At 70.3% G+C, this 21,858-nt stretch carries 14 protein-coding genes; 13 read left to right on the forward strand and 1 reads right to left on the reverse strand.

Annotation, left to right across the window (positions count from 1 at the left end; all coding sequences use genetic code 11):
* Positions 1–6 precede the first annotated feature (6 nt).
* The 7 genes from ACFQ11_RS17755 to ACFQ11_RS17785 all read left to right on the forward strand — a co-directional run bounded on the left by ACFQ11_RS17755 (position 7) and on the right by ACFQ11_RS17785 (position 13,745).
* Complete coding sequence (locus tag ACFQ11_RS17755; protein WP_378299858.1) at positions 7–1,311, forward strand: MCE family protein; 1,305 nt, start codon at positions 7–9, stop codon at positions 1,309–1,311.
* Positions 1,308–2,705: an MCE family protein gene (locus tag ACFQ11_RS17760; protein ID WP_378299860.1), complete on the forward strand. Its 1,398-nt coding sequence runs from the start codon at positions 1,308–1,310 to the stop codon at positions 2,703–2,705. The genes ACFQ11_RS17755 and ACFQ11_RS17760 overlap by 4 nt, the downstream gene beginning before the upstream one ends.
* Positions 2,702–4,198: an MCE family protein gene (locus ACFQ11_RS17765; RefSeq protein WP_378299862.1), complete on the forward strand. Its 1,497-nt coding sequence runs from the start codon at positions 2,702–2,704 to the stop codon at positions 4,196–4,198. Before ACFQ11_RS17760 ends, ACFQ11_RS17765 begins: the two co-directional genes overlap by 4 nt.
* A 10-nt stretch (positions 4,199–4,208) precedes the next feature.
* On the forward strand, positions 4,209–4,706 hold the full coding sequence (locus tag ACFQ11_RS17770) for a hypothetical protein (RefSeq protein WP_378299864.1): 498 nt from the start codon (positions 4,209–4,211) through the stop codon (positions 4,704–4,706).
* Positions 4,703–5,896, forward strand: a complete 1,194-nt coding sequence (locus ACFQ11_RS17775) for a hypothetical protein (RefSeq protein ID WP_378299866.1) — start codon at positions 4,703–4,705, stop codon at positions 5,894–5,896. Before ACFQ11_RS17770 ends, ACFQ11_RS17775 begins: the two co-directional genes overlap by 4 nt.
* 487 nt (positions 5,897–6,383) lie before the next feature.
* On the forward strand, positions 6,384–9,851 hold the full coding sequence (rpoB, locus tag ACFQ11_RS17780; RefSeq protein WP_378299868.1) for a DNA-directed RNA polymerase subunit beta: 3,468 nt from the start codon (positions 6,384–6,386) through the stop codon (positions 9,849–9,851).
* A gap of 21 nt (positions 9,852–9,872) precedes the next feature.
* Positions 9,873–13,745 (forward strand): DNA-directed RNA polymerase subunit beta', encoded by a 3,873-nt coding sequence (locus ACFQ11_RS17785; RefSeq protein WP_378299870.1) that lies wholly within the window; start codon positions 9,873–9,875, stop codon positions 13,743–13,745.
* A 192-nt stretch (positions 13,746–13,937) separates the two neighbouring features.
* Here ACFQ11_RS17785 and ACFQ11_RS17790 read toward each other — a convergent pair whose 3' ends face one another.
* Complete coding sequence (locus ACFQ11_RS17790; RefSeq protein ID WP_378299872.1) at positions 13,938–14,708, reverse strand: GNAT family N-acetyltransferase; 771 nt, start codon at positions 14,706–14,708, stop codon at positions 13,938–13,940.
* Between the two features lie 378 nt (positions 14,709–15,086).
* On the opposite strand from ACFQ11_RS17790, the gene ACFQ11_RS17795 reads away from it, so the two are divergent.
* The 6 genes from ACFQ11_RS17795 (at position 15,087) to fusA (ending at position 21,789) form a co-directional block, all read left to right on the forward strand.
* The gene (locus ACFQ11_RS17795; protein ID WP_378299874.1) at positions 15,087–15,314 is read left to right on the forward strand and encodes a hypothetical protein; all 228 of its coding nucleotides are present in this window, start codon (positions 15,087–15,089) and stop codon (positions 15,312–15,314) included.
* A gap of 156 nt (positions 15,315–15,470) precedes the next feature.
* The gene (locus ACFQ11_RS17800) at positions 15,471–16,481 is read left to right on the forward strand and encodes a hypothetical protein (protein ID WP_378299876.1); all 1,011 of its coding nucleotides are present in this window, start codon (positions 15,471–15,473) and stop codon (positions 16,479–16,481) included.
* Between the two features lie 247 nt (positions 16,482–16,728).
* Complete coding sequence (locus tag ACFQ11_RS17805) at positions 16,729–18,300, forward strand: hypothetical protein (RefSeq protein WP_378299878.1); 1,572 nt, start codon at positions 16,729–16,731, stop codon at positions 18,298–18,300.
* A gap of 490 nt (positions 18,301–18,790) precedes the next feature.
* A complete protein-coding gene (gene rpsL, locus ACFQ11_RS17810) occupies positions 18,791–19,165 on the forward strand; it encodes a 30S ribosomal protein S12 (RefSeq protein WP_026404044.1) in 375 nt (124 codons plus the stop codon).
* Positions 19,165–19,635, forward strand: coding sequence for a 30S ribosomal protein S7 (gene rpsG, locus ACFQ11_RS17815; protein ID WP_026404045.1), 471 nt, complete (start codon positions 19,165–19,167; stop codon positions 19,633–19,635). Before rpsL ends, rpsG begins: the two co-directional genes overlap by 1 nt.
* A gap of 42 nt (positions 19,636–19,677) precedes the next feature.
* Entirely contained in the window at positions 19,678–21,789 is a 2,112-nt protein-coding gene (fusA, locus tag ACFQ11_RS17820; RefSeq protein ID WP_378299881.1) for an elongation factor G, read from the forward strand.
* The last annotated feature ends 69 nt before the right edge of the window (positions 21,790–21,858 follow it).

Consider the following 21,858-nt stretch of genomic DNA (forward strand, 5'->3'; position numbering starts at 1 on the left):
CCGGTAGTGCGAAACTCGGCAACGATTCTCCGCCTCGGCGGCGTGATACTCGCCGTCGCGGTGCTGGCCGCCGCGCTCGTCCTGCTGTTGCAGGAGCCGAAGCAGCGGCACATGACCGCGTACTTCACCAAGACCGTCGGCCTCTACGCGGGCGCGGACGTCCGCATCCTCGGCATCAAGGTCGGGGAGGTGACGAGCGTCGACCCGGTCGGCGACTCGGTCCGGGTGAAGCTGAAGTACGACGCGAAGTACAAGATCCCGGCGAACGCGCAGGCCGTCATCGTCAACCAGACGCTGGTCGCCGACCGGTACGTCCAGCTCACGCCCGCCTACAAGAACGGGCCGGTGATGAAGGACGGCGCGACGCTGACCACCAGCCGGACGGCCGTTCCCGTGGAGATCGACTCGATCAGCGGCAGCCTGAACGAGCTGAGCGAGGCGCTCGGCCCGCAGGGCGCCAACGCGCCGGGCGCGACGGGCGAGGGCTCGCTGTCGCGGCTGCTGCGGGTCGGCGCCGAGAACCTGCAGGGCCAGGGCGACGACATCAACGAGACGATCAAGAACACGTCGGACATGCTCAGCACGCTGAGCACCGACCGCGAGGACGTCGCGAAGACGATCGAGAACCTGCGGATCATCACCGACGCGATGAAGGAGAACGACCAGCAGATCAAGTCGTTCACCACCCGGCTCAACTCCGTCTCCGGGCAGCTCTCCCAGGAGAAGGAGGAGCTGAGCGCGGCGCTGAACACGCTGGGGCCGACGCTGCGGAACGTCGAGAAGTTCGTGAAGGACAACCGCGGGCAGCTGTCCGACAACGTCGAGCAGCTCGCGCAGATCACCGGCGTGCTGGTGAAGGAGAAGGAGGCGCTGGCCGAGATCCTCACGGCCGGCCCGCTCGCCATCAACAACCTGGCCCGCGCCTACGACCCGATCAGCGGCACCATCCACAACCGGGCGGACCTGCGGCAGTTCAACAACCTCGCCGACTGGGTGTGCTCGCTGGCGTACTCCGTCGGGACGCCCGCCGACCAGTGCCTCGACTTCGTCGAGCCCTACAACGGCATCGGCCGGGCGCTGGGCGGCCTCCACCTGGACCTGTCGTGGATCACGGCGCTGACCACCCACTACGACCCCGTCCCGATCCCGCCGGACGCCTACGGCCCGAACGACCCCGACAACCCGTACAAGGGCGGTTCCGGGGCGAACGCCCAGACGAAGAAGACGCGGACGAACGCGCAGGGCGGGCAGAGCGGCAACGCCCACGGGCCGCAGGGACTCTCCGCACTGCTGCCTGGAGGTGGCCGATGAGCAGGACACGGCCCGTGCGGGGCGCGCGGCGCCGGGCGCGGCTGCTCGGCGCGGCGGCGCTGGCCGGCGTGACGGCGCTGTCGGGCTGCTCGTTCGACGGCGTGGCGTCGCTGCCGCTGCCGGGCGGCCCCGACCTCGGCGACGACCCCCGCACGTTCAAGATCGAGTTCTCGAACGTGCTGGACCTCGTCCCGCAGTCGGTGGTCAAGGTCAACGACGTGTCGGTCGGCCAGGTCGAGGAGATCGAGCTGGCCGGCGGCGAGGGCGGCTGGCGCGCGGTCGTCACGGTCGCGGTCCGCGGGGACGTCGAGCTCCCCGACAACGCGAGCGCGCGGATCTCGCAGACGAGCCTGCTCGGCGAGAAGTTCGTCGACCTGTCGCCGCCCGCGAACGAGCCGCCCCGCGGCCGGCTCGGCGCGGGCGACGTGATCCCGCTGGCCCGCACCGCGCACGGCACCGAGATCGAGCAGGTGCTGTCGGCGATGTCGCTGCTGCTGAACGGCGGCGGCCTGGAGCAGGTCTCGACGATCAGCCACGAGCTGCAGGCCGCGATGGGCGGCCGCGAGGCGACGATCAAGTCCGTGCTGGACCGGGTGAACGTGTTCGTCGGCACCCTCGACCAGAACCGGGACGCCATCACCCGGGCGCTCGACAGCCTCGACCGGCTGACGGCGAAGCTGTCGGCCGAGCGGGAGACGATCCGGGACACGATCGACGAGACCGGGCCCGCGATCGCGGTGCTGGAGCAGAACCGCGAGGACCTCACCGAGATGCTGGTCGCGCTGGACAAGCTCAGCCGCACCACCACGAACGTGATCAACCAGTCGCACGACGACATGGTGGGCAACCTGCGGAACCTCGACACGGTTCTGCGGAACCTGAACAAGGCGGGCTCCAACCTGCCGAACGCGCTGGAGACGCTGATCACCTACCCGTTCCCGGCGACGTTCGAGAACGTCATCGAGGGCGACTACGGCAACGTCCACCTGACGGTCGACCTGGACTTCGAGTCCCTCGCGCACAACCTCCTCGGCGGCACCGACCTGGAGGGCCAGCTCGGCAGCGGGCAGGACATGCGCAAGATGATCCAGGTGCCGAACCTGACGCTGCCGGACGCGCCGCTGGGCGTCCTCCCGCCGGACGGCGCCGCCGGCGCGGCGGGCGGCGGGGCGCGGCAGCAGCCCGGCGGCGGGGGCACGGACGCCCCCGGCGGCACGACGCCCACGCCGACCCCGTCCACGACGCCCACCGGGAAGAAGACCCCCGGCACCGGCGGCGAGGACGAGGACGGCGGCGACTTCTGGGACCTCTTCGGCGGCGGCCAGAACCGCCCGGGGGCGTTCGGTCAGCGGCAGAGCGGTCTGTCGACCCTGATGACGGGGGGCCTCTCGTGATCCTCAAGCGCGGCGTCAAGATCCAGCTCATCGCCTTCCTGCTCATCACGATCATCGGCGTGACGGTCGTGTCGGTGAACTACATCGGCTTCGGCCGCGAGATGCTCGGCCGGCAGTACACCGCCTACGTCGACCTCACCGACTCCGGCGGCATCTTCACCAACGCCGAGGTCACCTACCGCGGCGTGCCCGTCGGACGGGTCGGCCCGATCGAGCTGACCGACTCCGGCATCAAGGTCGAGCTGGAGCTGGAGCGCGGCGAGCGGATCCCGCGGGAGGGCCTCACGGCCGTCGTCGCGAACCGCTCCGCCGTCGGCGAGCAGTACATCGACCTGGTGCCGGCCCGGAAGGGCGGCCCGTACCTCGACGAGGGCGACCCCTACACGATCCCCAAGGAGCGCACGAAGCTGCCGGTCTCCACGGCCGAGCTCCTGCAGAACGTGGACGCCCTCGTCACCTCGGTGAACACCGAGGACCTCGGCATCGTCATCGACGAGCTGAACACCGCGTTCACCGGCACCGCCGAGGACCTCCAGCAGATCCTCGACGACACCGACCGGATCCTGGAAACCGCGGACGAGGCGTACCCGGACACCAAGAAGCTCCTGGACAACAGCCTCACCGTCCTGGACACCCAGCGGAACCAGGGCGCGAACATCCGCGGCTTCGCCCGGAACCTGAACGAGCTGAGCACGTCCATCCGCAACGACGACAAGGCGCTGCGGCAGACGATCGACGCCGCGCCCGGCGCGGTGAGCCAGACCCACCAGGCCATCAACCAGTTGTCTCCGACGCTGCCGGTGCTGCTGGCGAACCTCACGACCACCGGTCAGATCGTCACGACCCGCCAGGCGGGCCTGCGGTCGCTGTTCATCCTCTACCCGGTGACCGTCGCCGGTCTGCCGACCGTCATGCCCGGTGACGGCACCCAGCACATGGGCCTGGTCCTGAACATCAACTCGCCGCCCAACTGCACCAAGGGCTACGAGAAGACGGACCAGCGGTGGCCGCAGGACACCTCGCACAAGACGCCGAGGCTCGACGCGGGGTGCGCCGAACCGCACAACTCCGAGAAGGCCGTCCGCGGCGCCCGCAACTTCCCGACCGAGGCCATGGTGCCCGCGCCGAAGCTGCCCGAGGGCGCCACCGAGGGCGCCGGATTCCCGGCGGGCGGCGCGTCCGGCGGGTCGGGGTCGGGCGGCGGCTCCGGTTCGGACGCCGCGTCCGCCGCGGGCTCGGACGGCGGCTCCGGCACGGAGGCGCGCACGACCGGGAAGGACGCGGAATCGTCCGGCGGCGCGATGCTGGCGAACGGACAGCTCTACATGTCATATCCGGCCGATTCAGTGAAATTCGCTGGATACGATCCTTCGACCGGCGCGGTGTACGGCGCCGACGGCAAGCGATACGTCATGCCCCGCACCGCAGGTTCGCGGGAGTTGGGAGAGGATTCATCGTGGAAGTGGCTCCTGCTCGGACCTCTGAGCCAGTGAGGCCGGCCCGATGAGCCGCCTCGGGGGGAAAGGGTCCCGCACGCTGGTCGTCGTGCTGAGCGTGGTCGTCGCCGGCCTGCTCGCCGGCACCGGCTGGCTGGGCCACCGCGTCTGGCAGAACGACCGCGACGCCGACGACTGGGCCCAGGCGCGGCAGTCCGCGCGGCAGATGGGCGTCAACCTGCTGACCCTGGACAGCAAGACCGCCCAGCAGGACCTCGACCGGATCGTGTCCGGCTCGACCGGCGACCTGAAGGACGAGCTCAGCTCCCAGTCGAAGGTCTTCCTGGACCAGTTGAACAAGACCAAGGCCCAGTCGACGGTCACCGACGTGGAGGCCGCCGTCGTCTCCATCGACGACGACTCGGCCGAAGTGATGGTCTCCCTCAACGGCACCGTCACCAACCAGAAGGTCAAGAACGGCGTCACGCGCGCCTACCGGTACCTGATGCAGATGACCAAGGTCGATGACCGCTGGCTCGTGTCCCAACTGGAGATGGTCCCGTGACAATGCTCGGCCGGGGCAAGCGCTCCTCCAAAGACAAGCCCGGGAAGGGCCGTAAGGGCGGCGAGGCCGTCCTGGAGAAGGACTCCGAAAAGGGCCTGACCAAGGAAGAGGCCGCCGCGAAGGCCGCCACGGCGGAGGAGAGGGCCCGCCGGGCCGCGGAGCGGGCCGCCAAGGCCGAGGAGGCCGCCGAGGCCGCCCGGCTCGCCGAGGAGGCGGCGGCCCGCGCCCAGGAGGCGGCGCGGCTCGCGCAGATCGCCGCCGACGCCGCGTCCGCCGAGGCGGACGACGCCGGCGACGGGGACGCCGCCGACGGGGACGCCGCGGACGGCGCGAAGGAGCCCGGCGAGGCCGCCACATCGCTCGAGAAGAAGCGGAAGGGGCGGAAGGGCTCCGAAGTCGCGCCCGGGGGCGGCGGGGCCTCAGCGGACGAACCAGCGGCGTCCGCGGCCGTTCCCACCGAGGTCGAGACCGGCGCCGACGAGATCGACGACGAGGACGACGAGGACCTCGAGGACGACGACGTCACCGACGAGGACTCCGAGGACGACGACGAGGACTCCGAGGACGACGACGAGGACTCCGAGGACGACGACCAGGACGAAGACTCCGAGGACGAGGACGACGAGGACGGGGAGGAGTCGGAGGCCGCCGAGTCGGACGCCGAGGCCGGGGACGACGACGCGCCCGTCCGCTTGTCCACGCGGCGCGGCTCTCCGGTGCTGGTCACCGGCGTGCTGGCCGTGGTGGCGGTCGCGCTGGCGGCCGGCGCGGTGTTCCTCGGCCTGAAGGTCCGCGAGCAGCAGGCGACCGCGGACGCCCGCCGCGACGCCGTCGCCGCCGCGTCGAACGCCGCCAAGGCGCTGTCGTCCTACGACTACCGGACCCTCGAGACCGACCTGAAGTCGGCGTCCGCGACCACGACCGGCGACCTGCACAAGGAGTTCGACGCGCTCGCCGCCCAGTTGCGGACGCAGGCGACGCAGCAGCAGGCGGTGTCCACGACCACGATCCTCAAGGCCGGCGCGGTGAGCGCGAAGCCGGACGAGGTGGTCGTCCTCGTGTACGCGAACCGCGCGTCGGCGACGAACAAGGACACCGAGCCGCGGCTGCCGGAGCCGCTGCGCATCCGGATGGTCATGGTCGAGAAGGACGGCGCGTGGCTGGCGCAGAAGCTCCAGGTCATCTCCTGACCTGACGGCGCGTTCCGGGAGCGGGCGATCACCCCTGGCGGGTGGTCGCCCGGTCCGCGTCCGGGGCCGTTCCCGCGCCCGCCGCGCGGCCGTGTGGGCGGCCGTGGGAGCGGTCCGCCGGGGTGGTCGCGCGGGGTCCGAGGTGCCCGGAATCGCCCGTCCCCAGGGGCCTACCGCCGGGTAGGCGAAGAGATCCTAAACTATGGCCTTCCTCACTGCAGGTCAGAGCCTGAAAAGTCCAAGTCCGCTCTTGACTGCACGGGCTCGAGGGGCGATGCTCCAAAGCAACGTGATGCATACTGCGGCGCTAGAGTTGCGAGCGGTGTGGCGAGTCGGCTACACTGCCCCTTTGCGCTGCCCTCTGACTATCCGCGTGTGAGAGCACCCCTACGAGAGTCCGATTTGGACCCTATCGCGTAGGTCTTGGACGTGGATCGTCTGGCGTGCGTGTCGTCAGTTACGCCGCGAGCCCTCGGAAGGACCACTCTTGGCAGCCTCGCGCAACGCCTCGAATACCGCAACCGGTCCGAACCGCGTCTCCTTCGCGCGCATCAAGGAGCCGCTCGAAGTCCCGGACCTCCTTGCTCTGCAGACCGACTCTGTTGACTGGCTGCTGGGCAACGAGAGGTGGAAGGCCCGGGTCGAGGCGGCCCAGAAGGCCGAAAGTAAGAGCGTCCCGACCCAGTCGGGCCTCGAAGAGATCTTCGAAGAGATCAGTCCCATCGAGGACTTCTCCGGGACCATGTCCCTCTCGTTCCGCGACCACCGGTTCGAGCCGCCCAAGTACTCCGTCGAGGAGTGCAAGGACAAGGACATGACCTACTCCGCCCCGATGTTCGTCACGGCGGAGTTCATCAACAACACCACCGGTGAGATCAAGAGCCAGACGGTGTTCATGGGCGACTTCCCGCTCATGACCCCGAAGGGCACCTTCATCATCAACGGCACCGAGCGCGTCGTCGTGTCGCAGCTGACCCGCTCGCCCGGCGTCTACTTCGACCGCGCCCTCGACAAGGCGTCCGACAAGGACATCTACGGCTGCCGGGTCATCCCGAGCCGCGGCGCCTGGCTCGAGTTCGAGATCGACAAGCGCGACAACGTCGGCGTCCGCATCGACCGCAAGCGCAAGCAGCCCGTCACCGTGCTGCTCAAGGCGCTCGGCTGGGACGAGGCGCGCATCCGTGAGCGCTTCGGCTCCTACGAGTCGATCAACGTGACCCTGGAGAAGGACCACACCTCCGGCCAGGACGACGCGCTGCTCGACATCTACCGCAAGCTGCGCCCGGGCGAGCCGCCGACGCGCGAGTCCGCGCAGACGCTGCTGGAGAACCTGTACTTCAACCCGAAGCGCTACGACGTCGCCAAGGTCGGCCGCTACAAGATCAACAAGAAGCTCGGCCTCGACCTGGACATGAACCAGGGCACCCTCACCGAGGACGACATCGTCGCGACGATCGAGTACCTCGTCCGGCTGCACGCCGGTGAGGAGGAGGCGACGCTCGGCGCCGTCCCCGTGCCGATCGAGGTCGACGACATCGACCACTTCGGCAACCGGCGCCTGCGCACGGTCGGCGAGCTGATCCAGAACCAGGTCCGGCTCGGCCTCGCCCGCATGGAGCGCGTCGTCCGCGAGCGGATGACCACCCAGGACGTCGAGGCGATCACGCCGCAGACCCTGATCAACATCCGGCCGGTCGTCGCCTCCATCAAGGAGTTCTTCGGCACCAGCCAGCTGTCGCAGTTCATGGACCAGACGAACCCGCTGGCCGGGCTGACGCACAAGCGCCGCCTGAACGCCCTCGGTCCCGGTGGTCTGTCGCGTGAGCGGGCGGGCATGGAGGTCCGCGACGTCCACCCGTCGCACTACGGCCGCATGTGCCCGATCGAGACGCCGGAAGGCCCGAACATCGGCCTGATCGGCTCGCTCGCCGCGTTCGGCCGGGTCAACCCGTTCGGGTTCGTCGAGACGCCGTACCGCCGCGTCACCGACGGGGTCGTCACCGAGCACATCGACTACCTGACCGCCGACGAGGAGGACCGCTTCGTCATCGCGCAGGCCAACTCCCTGCTCAACGACGACGGCACCTTCGTCGACGACCGCGTCCTGGTCCGCCGCAAGGGCGGCGAGGTCGAGCTCGTCCCGGCCCGCGAGGTCCAGTACATGGACGTCTCGGCCCGGCAGATGACCTCGGTCGCCACCGCGATGATCCCGTTCCTGGAGCACGACGACGCCAACCGGGCGCTGATGGGCTCCAACATGCAGCGGCAGTCCGTGCCGCTGCTGCGGAGCGAGGCGCCGCTGGTCGGCACCGGCATGGAGTACCGCGCCGCGACCGACGCCGGCGACGTCATCACGGCCGAGAAGGCCGGTGTCGTCGAGGAGGTCTCCGCCGACTACATCACCGTGATGAACGACGACGGCACGCGCACCACCTACCGCGTCGCGAAGTTCAAGCGGTCCAACCAGGGCACCTGCTTCAACCAGAAGCCGATCGTCGACGAGGGCCAGCGCGTCGAGGAGGGGCAGGTCGTCGCCGACGGGCCCTGCACCGACAACGGCGAGATGGCGCTCGGCAAGAACCTCCTCGTGGCGTTCATGCCGTGGGAGGGCCACAACTACGAGGACGCGATCATCCTGTCGCAGCGCCTCGTGCAGGACGACGTCCTGTCCTCGATCCACATCGAGGAGCACGAGGTCGACGCCCGCGACACCAAGCTGGGCCCCGAGGAGATCACCCGGGACATCCCGAACGTCTCCGAGGAGGTCCTGGCCGACCTCGACGAGCGCGGCATCATCCGCGTCGGCGCCGACGTCGTGCCCGGCGACATCCTGGTCGGCAAGGTCACCCCGAAGGGCGAGACCGAGCTGACCCCGGAGGAGCGGCTGCTGCGCGCGATCTTCGGTGAGAAGGCGCGCGAGGTCCGCGACACCTCGCTGAAGGTGCCGCACGGCGAGCAGGGCAAGGTCATCGGCGTCCGGGTGTTCTCCCGCGACGAGGGCGACGAGCTCCCGCCCGGCGTGAACGAGCTGGTCCGGGTGTACGTCGCGCAGAAGCGCAAGATCACCGACGGTGACAAGCTGGCCGGCCGGCACGGCAACAAGGGCGTCATCTCCAAGGTGCTCCCCGTCGAGGACATGCCGTTCCTCGAGGACGGCACCCCGGTCGACATCGTCCTCAACCCGCTGGGCGTGCCCGGCCGGATGAACGTCGGCCAGGTCCTGGAGACGCACCTCGGGTGGGTCGCCAGCCGCGGCTGGAAGGTCGAGGGCGACGACGAAGACTGGAAGCGCGCGCTCAAGGCCATCGGCGCCGACGAGGCTCCGCCGTGGACGAACACCGCGACGCCGGTGTTCGACGGCGCCCGTGAGGACGACGTCACCGGCCTGATCGAGTCCACCCTGCCGAACCGCGACGGGCAGCGGCTCGTCGGCCCGGGCGGCAAGGCGCGGCTCTTCGACGGCCGGACCGGCGAGCCCTACAAGGACCCGATCTCGGTCGGCTACATCTACATCCTCAAGCTGCTGCACCTGGTCGACGACAAGATCCACGCCCGGTCGACCGGTCCGTACTCCATGATCACCCAGCAGCCGCTCGGCGGTAAGGCCCAGTTCGGCGGCCAGCGCTTCGGTGAGATGGAGGTGTGGGCGCTGGAGGCGTACGGCGCCGCCTACGCCCTGCAGGAGCTCCTGACCATCAAGTCCGACGACGTCCTCGGCCGGGTGAAGGTCTACGAGGCCATCGTCAAGGGCGAGAACATCCCCGAGCCCGGCATTCCCGAGTCCTTCAAGGTGCTCATCAAGGAGATGCAGTCGCTCTGCCTCAACGTCGAGGTGCTCTCCAGCGACGGCATGTCCATCGAGATGCGCGACACCGACGAGGACGTCTTCCGCGCCGCGGAGGAGCTCGGCATCGACCTGTCCCGGCGCGAGCCGAGCAGTGTCGAAGAGGTCTGATCAACTCAAGGGGAAAACACGTTGCTTGACGTCAACTTCTTCGACGAGCTTCGCATCGGCCTGGCGACCGCCGACGACATCCGCCAGTGGTCCCACGGCGAGGTGAAGAAGCCGGAGACGATCAACTACCGGACCCTCAAGCCGGAGAAGGACGGGCTCTTCTGCGAGAAGATCTTCGGTCCGACCCGCGACTGGGAGTGCTACTGCGGCAAGTACAAGCGCGTCCGGTTCAAGGGCATCATCTGTGAGCGCTGCGGCGTCGAGGTGACCCGCGCCAAGGTGCGGCGTGAGCGGATGGGCCACATCGAGCTGGCCGCGCCGGTCACCCACATCTGGTACTTCAAGGGCGTCCCGTCGCGCCTGGGGTACCTGCTGGACCTGGCCCCGAAGGATCTCGAGAAGATCATCTACTTCGCGGCCTACATGATCACCAGCGTGGACGCCGAGCGCCGCGACCGCGACCTGCCGACGCTGGAGGCCCACATCTCCGTGGAGCGCCAGCAGATCGAGCAGGCCCGCGACGCGCAGGTGGAGGCCCGCCAGCAGAAGCTGGAGGCCGACCTGGCGGAGCTGGAGGAGGCCGGCGCGAAGGCCGACCAGAAGCGCAAGATCCGCGACGGCGCCGAGCGGGAGATGAAGCAGCTGCGGGACCGCTCGCAGCGCGAACTCGACCGTCTCGACGAGGTGTGGAACCGGTTCAAGAACCTCAAGGTCCAGGACCTCGAGGGCGACGAGCTGCTCTACCGCGAGATGCGCGACCGGTTCGGCCGGTACTTCGAGGGCGGCATGGGCGCCGCGGCCATCCAGGCCCGGCTGCAGAACTTCGACCTCGACGCCGAGGCCGAGAAGCTGCGCGACATCATCCGCACCGGCAAGGGCCAGAAGAAGGCCCGCGCCCTCAAGCGGCTGAAGGTCGTGTCCGCGTTCCTCAACACCCGCAACAGCCCGCTGGGCATGGTGCTCGACTGCATCCCGGTCATCCCGCCGGACCTGCGCCCGATGGTGCAGCTCGACGGCGGCCGGTTCGCCACGTCCGACCTGAACGACCTGTACCGCCGGGTCATCAACCGGAACAACCGCCTCAAGCGGCTGCTCGACCTCGGTGCGCCCGAGATCATCGTCAACAACGAGAAGCGGATGCTGCAGGAGGCCGTCGACGCGCTGTTCGACAACGGCCGCCGCGGCCGCCCGGTCACCGGGCCGGGCAACCGTCCGCTGAAGTCGCTGTCCGACATGCTCAAGGGCAAGCAGGGCCGGTTCCGGCAGAACCTGCTGGGCAAGCGCGTCGACTACTCGGGCCGTTCGGTCATCGTCGTCGGCCCGCAGCTCAAGCTGCACCAGTGCGGCCTGCCCAAGCAGATGGCGCTCGAGCTGTTCAAGCCGTTCGTCATGAAGCGGCTCGTCGACCTGAACCACGCGCAGAACATCAAGTCCGCGAAGCGGATGGTCGAGCGCGCGCGCCCGGTCGTGTGGGACGTCCTGGAAGAGGTCATCACCGAGCACCCGGTGCTGCTGAACCGGGCGCCGACCCTGCACCGCCTCGGCATCCAGGCGTTCGAGCCGCAGCTTGTCGAGGGCAAGGCCATCCAGATCCACCCGCTGGTCTGCACCGCGTTCAACGCGGACTTCGACGGCGACCAGATGGCGGTGCACCTGCCGCTGTCCGCCGAGGCGCAGGCCGAGGCGCGGATCCTGATGCTGTCCACGAACAACATCCTCAAGCCGTCCGACGGCAAGCCCGTCACCATGCCCACCCAGGACATGGTCATCGGCCTGTACTGGCTGACGACGGAGAAGGACGGCGCCGAGGGCGAGGGCCGCGCGTTCGGCTCGGTCGCCGAGGCGATCATGGCCTACGACCGGGGCGAGCTGGACCTCCAGGCGAAGATCGGCATCCGGCTGAAGGACGTCCCGCCGCCGCGCGGCTGGACGGCCCCGGAGGGCTACGACCCGTCGCAGCCGTACCGGCTGGAGACGACGCTCGGCCGCGCGCTGTTCAACGAGACGCTGCCCGCCGACTTCCCGTTCGTGAACGCGGAGATCGGCAAGAAGCAGCTCTCGGCGATCGTCAACGAGCTGGCGGAGACCTACCCGAAGGTCACCGTCGCGAACTCGCTCGACGCGCTCAAGAGCACCGGGTTCCACTGGGCGACCCGGTCGGGCGTCACCATCGCGATCGACGACGTCATCACGCCGCCCGGCAAGCAGGAGATCCTGAGCGGCTACGAGGCCCGCGCCGAGAAGGTGCAGCGCGAGTTCAACCGCGGTCTGATCACCGATGACGAGCGCAAGCAGGAGCTCATCGAGATCTGGAACAAGGCCACGGCCGACGTCGCCAAGAACATGGAGGAGGCGTTCCCGAAGGACAACCCGATCTGGATGATGATCCAGTCGGGCGCCCGCGGTAACCCGCTCCAGCTCCGGCAGATCGCCGGCATGCGCGGCCTGGTGTCCAACCCGAAGGGCGAGACGATCCCGCGGCCGATCAAGTCGTCGTTCCGCGAGGGCCTGTCGGTCGTCGAGTACTTCATCTCGACGCACGGCGCCCGGAAGGGTCTGGCCGACACCGCGCTGCGGACCGCCGACTCGGGTTACCTGACCCGTCGTCTGGTGGACGTCGCGCAGGACGTCATCGTCCGCGAGGTCGACTGCGGCACCGACCGCACGATCCCGTTCGAGGTCGCCGAGCGGCTGCCGGACGGCACGCTGGTCAAGCTCGCCACGACCGAGACCGCGCTGGTCGGCCGTACGATCGCCGAGGACGTCGAGGTGGACGGCACGGTGATCTTCCCGGCCGACACCGACCTGTCCGACGCGGTCGTGACGCGCCTGGTCGAGGCCGGGGTGGAGAGCGTCCGGACCCGCAGCGCGCTGGTCTGCGAGGCCAAGATCGGTGTCTGCGCCGCCTGCTACGGCCGCTCGCTGGCCACCGGCAAGCGGGTGGACGTCGGCGAGGCCGTCGGCATCATCGCGGCGCAGTCCATCGGTGAGCCCGGCACCCAGCTGACCATGCGGACGTTCCACACCGGCGGTGTCGCCGGCGGCGACATCACGCACGGTCTGCCGCGTGTCCAGGAGCTGTTCGAGGCCCGCATCCCCAAGGGCGTCGCCCCGATCAGCGAGGTCGCCGGCCGCGTCAAGATCGACGAGACGGAGAAGGCCCGCAAAGTCGTCATCGTCCCGAACGACGGCTCCGACGAGATCGCCTACCCGGTGCCGATGCGGTCCCGCCTCCTGGTGAAGGAGGGCCAGGCCGTGGACGTCGGCCAGCAGCTCATCGCGGGTGCGATCAACCCGCACGAGGTGCTGCGCATCCTCGGCCCGCGCGCCGTGCAGCTCCACCTGGTCCAGGAGGTCCAGGAGGTCTACCGGTCGCAGGGCGTGTCGATCCACGACAAGCACATCGAGATCATCGTCCGCCAGATGCTGAAGCGGGTGAACATCCTCGAGTCGGGCGACACCGACCTGCTGCCGGGCGACCTGGTCGAGCGGCCGATCTTCGAGGAGACGAACCGCAACGTCGTCGCCGAGGGCGGCCAGCCCGCCGCCGGCCGTCCCGTCCTGATGGGCATCACCAAGGCCTCGCTCGCGACCGAGTCGTGGCTGTCGGCGGCGTCCTTCCAGGAGACGACCCGGGTCCTCACCGAGGCCGCGATGCACGCCAAGAGCGACCCGCTGCTCGGCCTCAAGGAGAACGTCATCATCGGTAAGCTCATCCCGGCCGGTACCGGCATGCCGCAGTACCGCAACGTCCGGGTCGAGCCGACCGAGGAGGCGAAGGCCGCGGTGTACTCCGTCGGTTCCTACGACGACGGAGCCGAGTACGCCTTCGGGCAGGGCTCCGGCGAGGCCGTGCCTCTGGAGGAGTACGACTTCGGGCAGTACAACCGGTAGCCCCGGAGTTCGCGCACTGACGACGCGCAGAGCGAGGCCCCTTCCGCCGAAAGGCGGAGGGGGCCTCGCCCTTCTCCGGCCCGGCTGCGACCCCGGGCACCGGGCCCCGGGCCACGGGCCCGCCGGGCGGTCGGGACGCCCGGCCCCGGCCCGCGCGCGCTCGGCCGGCCCGGCCGCGCGGGCGGCGCGGGGTCAGGGGAGCGGGTGGCGGACCCAGACGTTCGGCTCGACGTACACCGCGTGGTCGTGCGCGAGCGAGCAGAGCACCGGGGCGAGGGCGCCCGGAACGTGCACCGGGCCGTCGGCGTCGAAGGGCAGGCCCGTCCACGCCCGCCACTCGGCGAGCGAGCCCGCGACGACCATCGACGCGGGCGCCACCGACACGATCGTCCCCCCGGCCCGCGCGTGGGTGCGCAGCCACGGGTCCGCGGGGAGCCCGTCGGGCCTGGTGCGCCGCGCGTACTCGCGCATCGGCACGTCCGGTTCGCGGTCCTTCATGGTGGGGCGCACGGGCGCGACCACTTCCGCCAGGTCCGCCGCCCGCGCCGCCTCCTTGAGCGCCCGCAGCATCCGCGCGGCGAGGCCGGTCCCGCGCTGGTCGGGCCGGACGGCGATGCCGAGCAGGCCGAGCGAGTCCGGGGGAGCGCCGCGGCGGACGTCGTCGAGGGCCCACGCGAGAAGCTCGTCCCAGCCCCGGTCGGGCAGCGTCCCCCGCCCGGTGAACGGCACCCCGCCGCCCTTGCCGACGACGGCACCGTCGGGGTCCACGGCCACGAGGGAGAACTCCGGGAACCGCTCCGCGATGCCCCAGTAGCCGACGAACCGTCCCGCCGGGTCGTGCCCGACGAACGCGGGCACGTCGGCGTCCGTCCCCATCGGCGCGTCGGCCAGGTCGGGCCGCTCCACGAGCGTCTTGATCGCCGGGACCGGCCCGCTCCGCAGCCGTCCGCGCACGTCCGTCATGTCGGCCCTTCTCCCCGGGGTCGGGACGTCCGGAGGGCGGTGCGCCCTCGGGCAGCCGGGCCGAACCGCGCTGTCGACCCGGCTGCCACCAGAGATGATTACGCAGAGTGACAGATGTGGGCAGTGTCGGGCGAGTAAGCAAATGTGGCGCGGGGGTGAGCCGCGTCCGCCGCCACGGCGGGGGGCGGCCTCGAACCCGGTACCGCCCGCGCCGGCCGTCCCGTCCGCGACTTCGCCGGTGCGCCGGTCACCGGCGCTTGACCTGCGGGAGTCGTGGTTTTCTTGACGTTTAGCCGCGTTTTGTGGCCTGCGTGTTCGGGGAGTTACGACATTGCTGACGAACATGCATTTCGGGGGAGGAAGCGCATGAAGAGGGTCATGACTGGAGCGCTGGTCGCCGCCATGGTCGCCGCCGGGGGGATCAGCGGCACCGCCGCCGCCGCCGAACCGCGGCCGCAGCAGACCCAGGACTGCCGCACCTACTCCAGCACCACCAGGTGCGGCGACGTCCAGCTCAACGAGAAGCAGCGCGCGTGCGTGTCCTCCAGCGTCCGGCTCGGCATGACCGAGCGCCGCGCCGAGGTGGAGTGCCAGGCCTTCGGCTGACGGACGACCGCACAGGCCCGCCCCCGGACGCCCGGGGGCGGGCCTTCGGCCGTCCGGGGGCGGGCCTTCGGCCGTCCGGGGCATCGACGATGGTCGGTCCCGCCCTCCGCTTTCGGCCGTATCGGCGCCGGTACGGCCGTTCCTACGGTCGGAGGCATGTCGGTGACACGGCGCCACGCCCCGGTGATCGGGCTCTTCCTGCTCGCCCCCTTCGTCGGCGAGTACCTGCTCGGCAACCTCTCGCCCGCCGAACTCCCGCTCGGCTTCCTGCTCGCGCCCCTGTACGGCGGCGGCGCGCTGCTCGTGCGCGAACTCGGCCGCCGGTACGGTTCCGGATGGCCCTCCATGGCCCTCCTCGCCGCCGCCCACGCGCTCATCGAGGAAGGCCCCGTCGACCAGCTCCTCTGGAACGACTCCTACGCGGGCGTCGACATGCTGCACGGGCCGTCCTTCCTCCCCTCGGTCGGCATGAGCGTCGAACTGACGCAGACCGTCCTCGCGCTGCACGGCGTGTGGAGCATGTGCGTGCCCATCGCGATCGTCGAGACCTTGGCGCGCGGCCGCCGCACGACGCCCTGGCTCGGACGGACGGGCCTCATCGTCACCGGCCTCGTCTACGCGGCCGGCTCGGCCTTCGTCTTCTGGGGCAACCACACGGTCGAGCGCTTCGTCCGCGAACCCGCGCAGATCGCGGGCGTCACCGCGATCATCGTCGCGCTCGTGGCGTGCGCGCTGCTCGTCCGGTTCCCGGACCGCGCGCCGTCCGGCGGCCGTCCGGCACCGTCGCCGTGGCTCGCGGGCGCGGCGGCCCTCGCCGTCACGAGCGCCTACTGGGGGCCGCTCAACCTCATCACCGCCGACTGGTACGAGTGGTGGGGCGTCGCGGTGTGGTGCGCCGTCCTCGCCGCGGGCGTCCCGGCGATCTGGCGGTGGTCGGGACGGCCCGGCTGGGGCGTGCGGCACCGGTTCGCGCTCGCCGCGGGCGCCGCCTGCACGTACGTGTGGACGGCGTTCCCCGTCCGTCCGGAAGGCGGCGGCTCGGCCACCGCGGACCTGGTCGGCAACGCCGTCTTCGGGACGATCGGCGTCGTGATCCTCGTCATGGGCGGGCGCGCGGCGCGCGACACGCGTGAGGAAGCCGACGTCGAAGCGCCCCGGGGGTGGTGATCGTCGCCGCGGCGATGCATGGTGGACGGGGCCGCACCCGTTTCCCGGGGTGATTCCTAGCGCAGGGTGGTGATTTGCGATCGCACCGGCGAACGGGGCAGTCTGGGGACCGAGAACCGCCCACGCGTGGCGACCGCGCTACGAGGGGAAACCGAGACAGGTCCGGAGAGCGCGTTATGCGCCGCGCGTCTCCGGGCGTACCGGGAGCCGAGGAGCCCCGGGACGACGGCGCTGAAGGAGCCCGACGATGACCGAGAATGACGGCGCGCAGGGACCGCAGCGGCCGTTGCCGGAAGACGAGGGCCAGGTCACGCCCCCGGAGGGGCAGGGCGAGCAGCCTCCCGCCCGTCCGCTGGGCGAGCGCACGGTGGTGTTCGGCGCTCCGCAGCTCGGCGGCCGGCCCCGCCCCGCCGAGCAGCCGCCGCAGCCCTCCGCCCCGCAGCAGCAGCCGCCCGGTGGACAGCCCCCCGCTCCGCAGCAGCCGTACGGGCAGCCGCAGGGCGACCGCTCGGCGCCCCCGCCCCCGCCGACCATGGTGGAGCAGCCCGTCCAGCAGTTCGGCGAGCAGCCGCCGTCTCCGCCGCCGCAGCCCTACGGGCAGCCCGGCGGATTCCCGCCGCCGGAGCAGCAGCAGTACGGGCAGCCCCCGCAGCAGCCCGGATACCCGCAGCAGCCCGCGCACGGCGCCCCGGCGGAGCAGCCGCCGTTCGGGCAGCAGCCGTACGGGACGTCGACGGGCGGGTTCCCGCCGGTCGAGCCGCGCGGTCCCGAGGGCGCGCCGCCCGCCGAGCGTCCCGCCCCGCAGGAGCCGGCCGCCGAGCGGGCGCCGGGCCCTGCGAACCAGGGCACGGGGGAGCACGAGAGGCCCCGGCCGAAGGTCGACGACCAGGCGACGCTGCACTGGTCGCCCGGCACCGACGTCCCGGTCGCGACCGGGCCCGAGCGCAAGCACGAAGCGCCGCCCGAGCCGTGGCAGGCGCCCGCGCCGCCGGCCACGCCGGAGCCGTGGTCGCCGGACGCCCAGCAGGCGCAGCAGCCGGGACAGCCGCAGCAGCCGGGACAGCCCGGGCACCCGGGCCAGTCCGAGACCGAGCGCACGCTGATGGTCCCGCCGCCCGGGGAGGGCTCCGGGCAGCAGCGGCCGCAGGGGTTCGGCGCCCCCGAGGATGCTCCGGTGACGGAGGCGTTCGACCCGTCCGCCCAGGGCGGGCAGGGCCGTCCCGCCGAGTCGGGCGGCGGCCTCGCCGACCACACGGTGATGGACCTCGGCCAGCAGCAGTGGCAGGCCGCGGGCGGGCAGCCGCAGCAACAGCAGCCGCCGCAGCCGGGCGCGCAGCAGTTCGGCCAGCAGGACTTCGGGCAGCAGCAGGACTTCGGGCAGCAGCAGGACTTCGGGCAGCAGTCGCCTTACGGCCGGCAGCAGCAGTTCGGGCCGCCCGAGCAGCAGCAGTTCGGCCAGCAGCCCTATGACCAGCAGCAGTTCGGTCAGCAGGCACCCGGTCAGCAGGCACCCGGCCAGCAGGCTCCGGGACAGGCGCCCGGGCAGGGCACCGGCGGGCAGTACCCGCCGTTCGGGCACCCCGACCAGCAGGGCGGCGGGAAGGACGAGCAGCACGGCGCGCTGCAGTTCGGTCAGCAGCAGCCCTACGGCCAGCCGGGCCAGCCGGGCCAGTACGGACAGCCGGGGCAGTACGGGCAGCCGGCCGGTTACGGCGGGGACGCCGGGGCGGGCGGCAAGAAGAAGGTCGTCCTGATGACCGCGGGCGTCGGCATCGCCCTGCTCGTGGTGATCGTGCTGGCGGTGCTGTTCCTGCGCTAGCACGCGGGTCAAGTTTCGGCCACATCTTCCCCAACACGGGGTGCGTGGGTCACAATGCCGACGGGACTCCCGCCTCACGGGCGGGAACTTCCCGTCGGCATTAGGCCGTTCTGAGGGGGAAACCGGCCGTCGCGGGCCCGGTGGGCTTGCGCCGGGAGGCGTCCGCACGGTAGTGCGCTGCTCGCTTTGCACTTTGGCGTCGCGGTCGGTAACCTTTTCGCTTGTGCCCGCTCTATGCGGGCCGCTATGCGTGCGCTCAGGCGAAGCCCGTCAGGGCAGGGCCGGCGGCCGCATCTACTCCCCGGCTTGATTCGGCCCTTCACGGGCCGGGCGGTCTGTGTCGGTTTTTCGTGGAGTTACTTCCGCGAGGTGGCGACACGCCCGACCGCGTGGGTCGGAGAGGGTCGGGAAACCGGCAGGTCACAGCCTCTCCTGAGGTGGTGATTGCAGACAAGACTTACCGGCTCGGTACGAGGAAGACGGAGACGCGGTGCCCACGATCCAGCAGCTGGTCCGCAAGGGCCGCCAGGACAAGGTGACCAAGAACAAGACGCCCGCGCTGAAGGAGAGCCCCCAGCGCCGGGGGGTCTGCACGCGCGTCTACACGACGACGCCCAAGAAGCCGAACTCCGCGCTTCGCAAGGTCGCCCGTGTCCGGCTGACCAGCGGGATTGAGGTCACGGCCTACATCCCCGGTGTCGGTCACAACCTGCAGGAGCACTCGATGGTGCTCGTGCGCGGCGGCCGTGTGAAGGACCTCCCCGGTGTTCGGTACAAGATCATCCGCGGGTCCCTCGACACGCAGGGCGTCCGCAACCGTAAGCAGGCGCGCAGCAAGTACGGCGCGAAGAAGGAGAAGAGCTGATGCCGCGCAAGGGCCCCGCTGGCAAGCGCCAGCTGATCGCTGACCCGGTGTACAACTCGCCGCTGGTGACCGCGCTCATCAACAAGATTCTCCTGGACGGCAAGCGTTCCATCGCGCAGCGGATCGTCTACGACGCCCTCGAGGGCGCCCGCGAGAAGACCGGCAACGACCCGGTCGTCACGCTGAAGCGCGCGCTCGACAACGTGAAGCCGACCCTGGAGGTCCGCAGCCGCCGTGTCGGTGGCGCGACCTACCAGGTCCCGGTCGAGGTCCGCCCGGCCCGCAGCACCACGCTGGCGCTGCGCTGGCTGGTGGTGTACGCCCGGCAGCGTCGCGAGAAGACGATGACCGAGCGCCTCATGAACGAGCTCCTGGACGCTAGCAACGGCCTCGGCGCGTCGGTCAAGAAGCGCGAGGACACGCACAAGATGGCGGAGTCCAACAAGGCCTTCGCCCACTACCGCTGGTAACCCCCGGCGGAACTGCAACGACGAGACGCAGCGAGGACGACAGTGGCTACCAAAACCGGTGTGGATCTGGGCAAGGTCCGCAACATCGGGATCATGGCCCATATCGACGCGGGCAAGACCACGACGACCGAGCGAATCCTGTTCTACACGGGGATGAGCTACAAGATCGGCGAGGTCCACGACGGCGCCGCCACCATGGACTGGATGGAGCAGGAACAGGAGCGGGGGATCACCATCACCTCCGCCGCCACCACCTGCTCCTGGCCCGTTGACGACGTCAAGCACACGATCAACATCATCGACACCCCCGGCCACGTCGACTTCACCGTCGAGGTGGAGCGCAACCTCCGGGTGCTCGACGGCGCTGTCGCGGTGTTCGACGGTGTCGCCGGTGTGGAGCCGCAGTCCGAGACCGTGTGGCGGCAGGCCGACCGGTACGGCGTGCCCCGCATGTGCTTCGTCAACAAGCTCGACCGCGTCGGCGCGGAGTTCCACCGCTGCGTCGACATGATCGAGAACCGGCTGAACGCGACGCCGCTGCCGCTGCAGCTGCCGATCGGTGCCGAGTCCGACTTCCGGGGCGTCATCGACCTGGTGGCCATGAAGGCCCTCGTGTGGAACGAGGAGGCCAAGCTCGGCGAGATGTACGACACCGTCGACATCCCCGACACCCACACCGACGCGGCGCGCGAGTGGCGCGACAAGCTCGTCGAGACGCTCGCCGAGAACGACGACGAGATCATGGAGCTGTACCTGGAGGGCACCGAGCCCAGCGTCGAGCAGCTCCACGCGGGCATCCGCCGGGCCACGATCGCGGCGAACCTGACGCCCGTCCTGTGCGGCACCGCGTTCAAGAACAAGGGCGTGCAGCCCCTGCTGGACGCGATCGTCCGCTACCTGCCGTCGCCGCTGGACGTCGAGGCCATCGAGGGCCACGCCGTCCGCGACGAGGAGAAGGTCCTCAAGCGGGTCCCGAGCGAGGACGAGCCGTTCTCGGCGCTCGCGTTCAAGATCGCCAGCGACCCGCACCTGGGCAAGCTGACGTTCGTGCGGATCTACTCCGGCGTCCTGGAGTCCGGCACCGCCGTGATGAACTCCGTCAAGGAGCGCAAGGAGCGCATCGGCAAGATCTACCGGATGCACGCCAACAAGCGCACCGAGATCGAGCGCGCGGGCGCCGGCGACATCGTCGCGGTGATGGGCCTCAAGCAGACCACCACCGGTGAGACCCTGTGCGACGAGAAGGACCCCATCGTCCTCGAGTCGATGAACTTCCCGGCGCCGGTCATCCACGTGGCGATCGAGCCGAAGACCAAGGCCGACCAGCAGAAGCTGAGCACCGCGATCCAGCGGCTGGCCGAGGAGGACCCGTCCTTCCAGGTCCGCACCGAGGAGGACACGGGCCAGACCGTGATCTCCGGCATGGGCGAGCTCCACCTGGAGATCCTCGTCGACCGGATGAAGCGCGAGTTCAAGGTCGAGGCCAACGTCGGCAAGCCGCAGGTGGCGTACCGCGAGACGATCACCAAGAAGGTCGAGAAGGTCGAGTACACCCACAAGAAGCAGACGGGTGGCTCCGGCCAGTTCGGTCGCGTGATCATCGACCTCGAGCCGCTGGGCGGCGGGTCCGACGGTTACGAGTTCGAGAACAAGGTCACCGGCGGCCGCATCCCGCGGGAGTACATCCCGTCGGTGGACGCGGGCTGCCAGGAGGCCGCCGATTTCGGTGTCCTGGCCGGCTACCCCATGGTGGGGGTCAAGGTCACCCTGCAGGACGGCGCCTACCACGAGGTCGACTCGTCGGAGATGGCGTTCAAGGTCGCCGGTTCCATGGCGTTCAAGGAGGCCGCCCGCAAGGCGTCCCCCACGCTGCTGGAGCCCATGATGGCGGTCGAGGTCACCACGCCCGAGGAGAACATGGGCGACGTGATCGGCGACCTCAACAGCCGTCGCGGCCAGGTCCAGTCCATGGACGAGCGGAGCGGGATGCGCGTCGTCAAGGCGCTCGTTCCCCTGTCCGAGATGTTCGGCTACGTGGGTGATCTGCGAAGCAAGACCCAGGGCCGGGCTGTTTTCACCATGCAGTTCGACTCCTACGCCGAGGTTCCCGGGAACGTCGCGCAGGAGATCATCGCCAAGGCGCGGGGCGAGTAGCACCCGGCCTGTCCCAGATCACCAGGACCCACATCGAAGCGGTCGTCTAGGCGGCCGAGGATCGCAACA

The sequence above is a fragment of the Actinomadura sediminis genome, from assembly GCF_042675525.1.
Classification (GTDB): domain Bacteria; phylum Actinomycetota; class Actinomycetes; order Streptosporangiales; family Streptosporangiaceae; genus Spirillospora; species Spirillospora sediminis.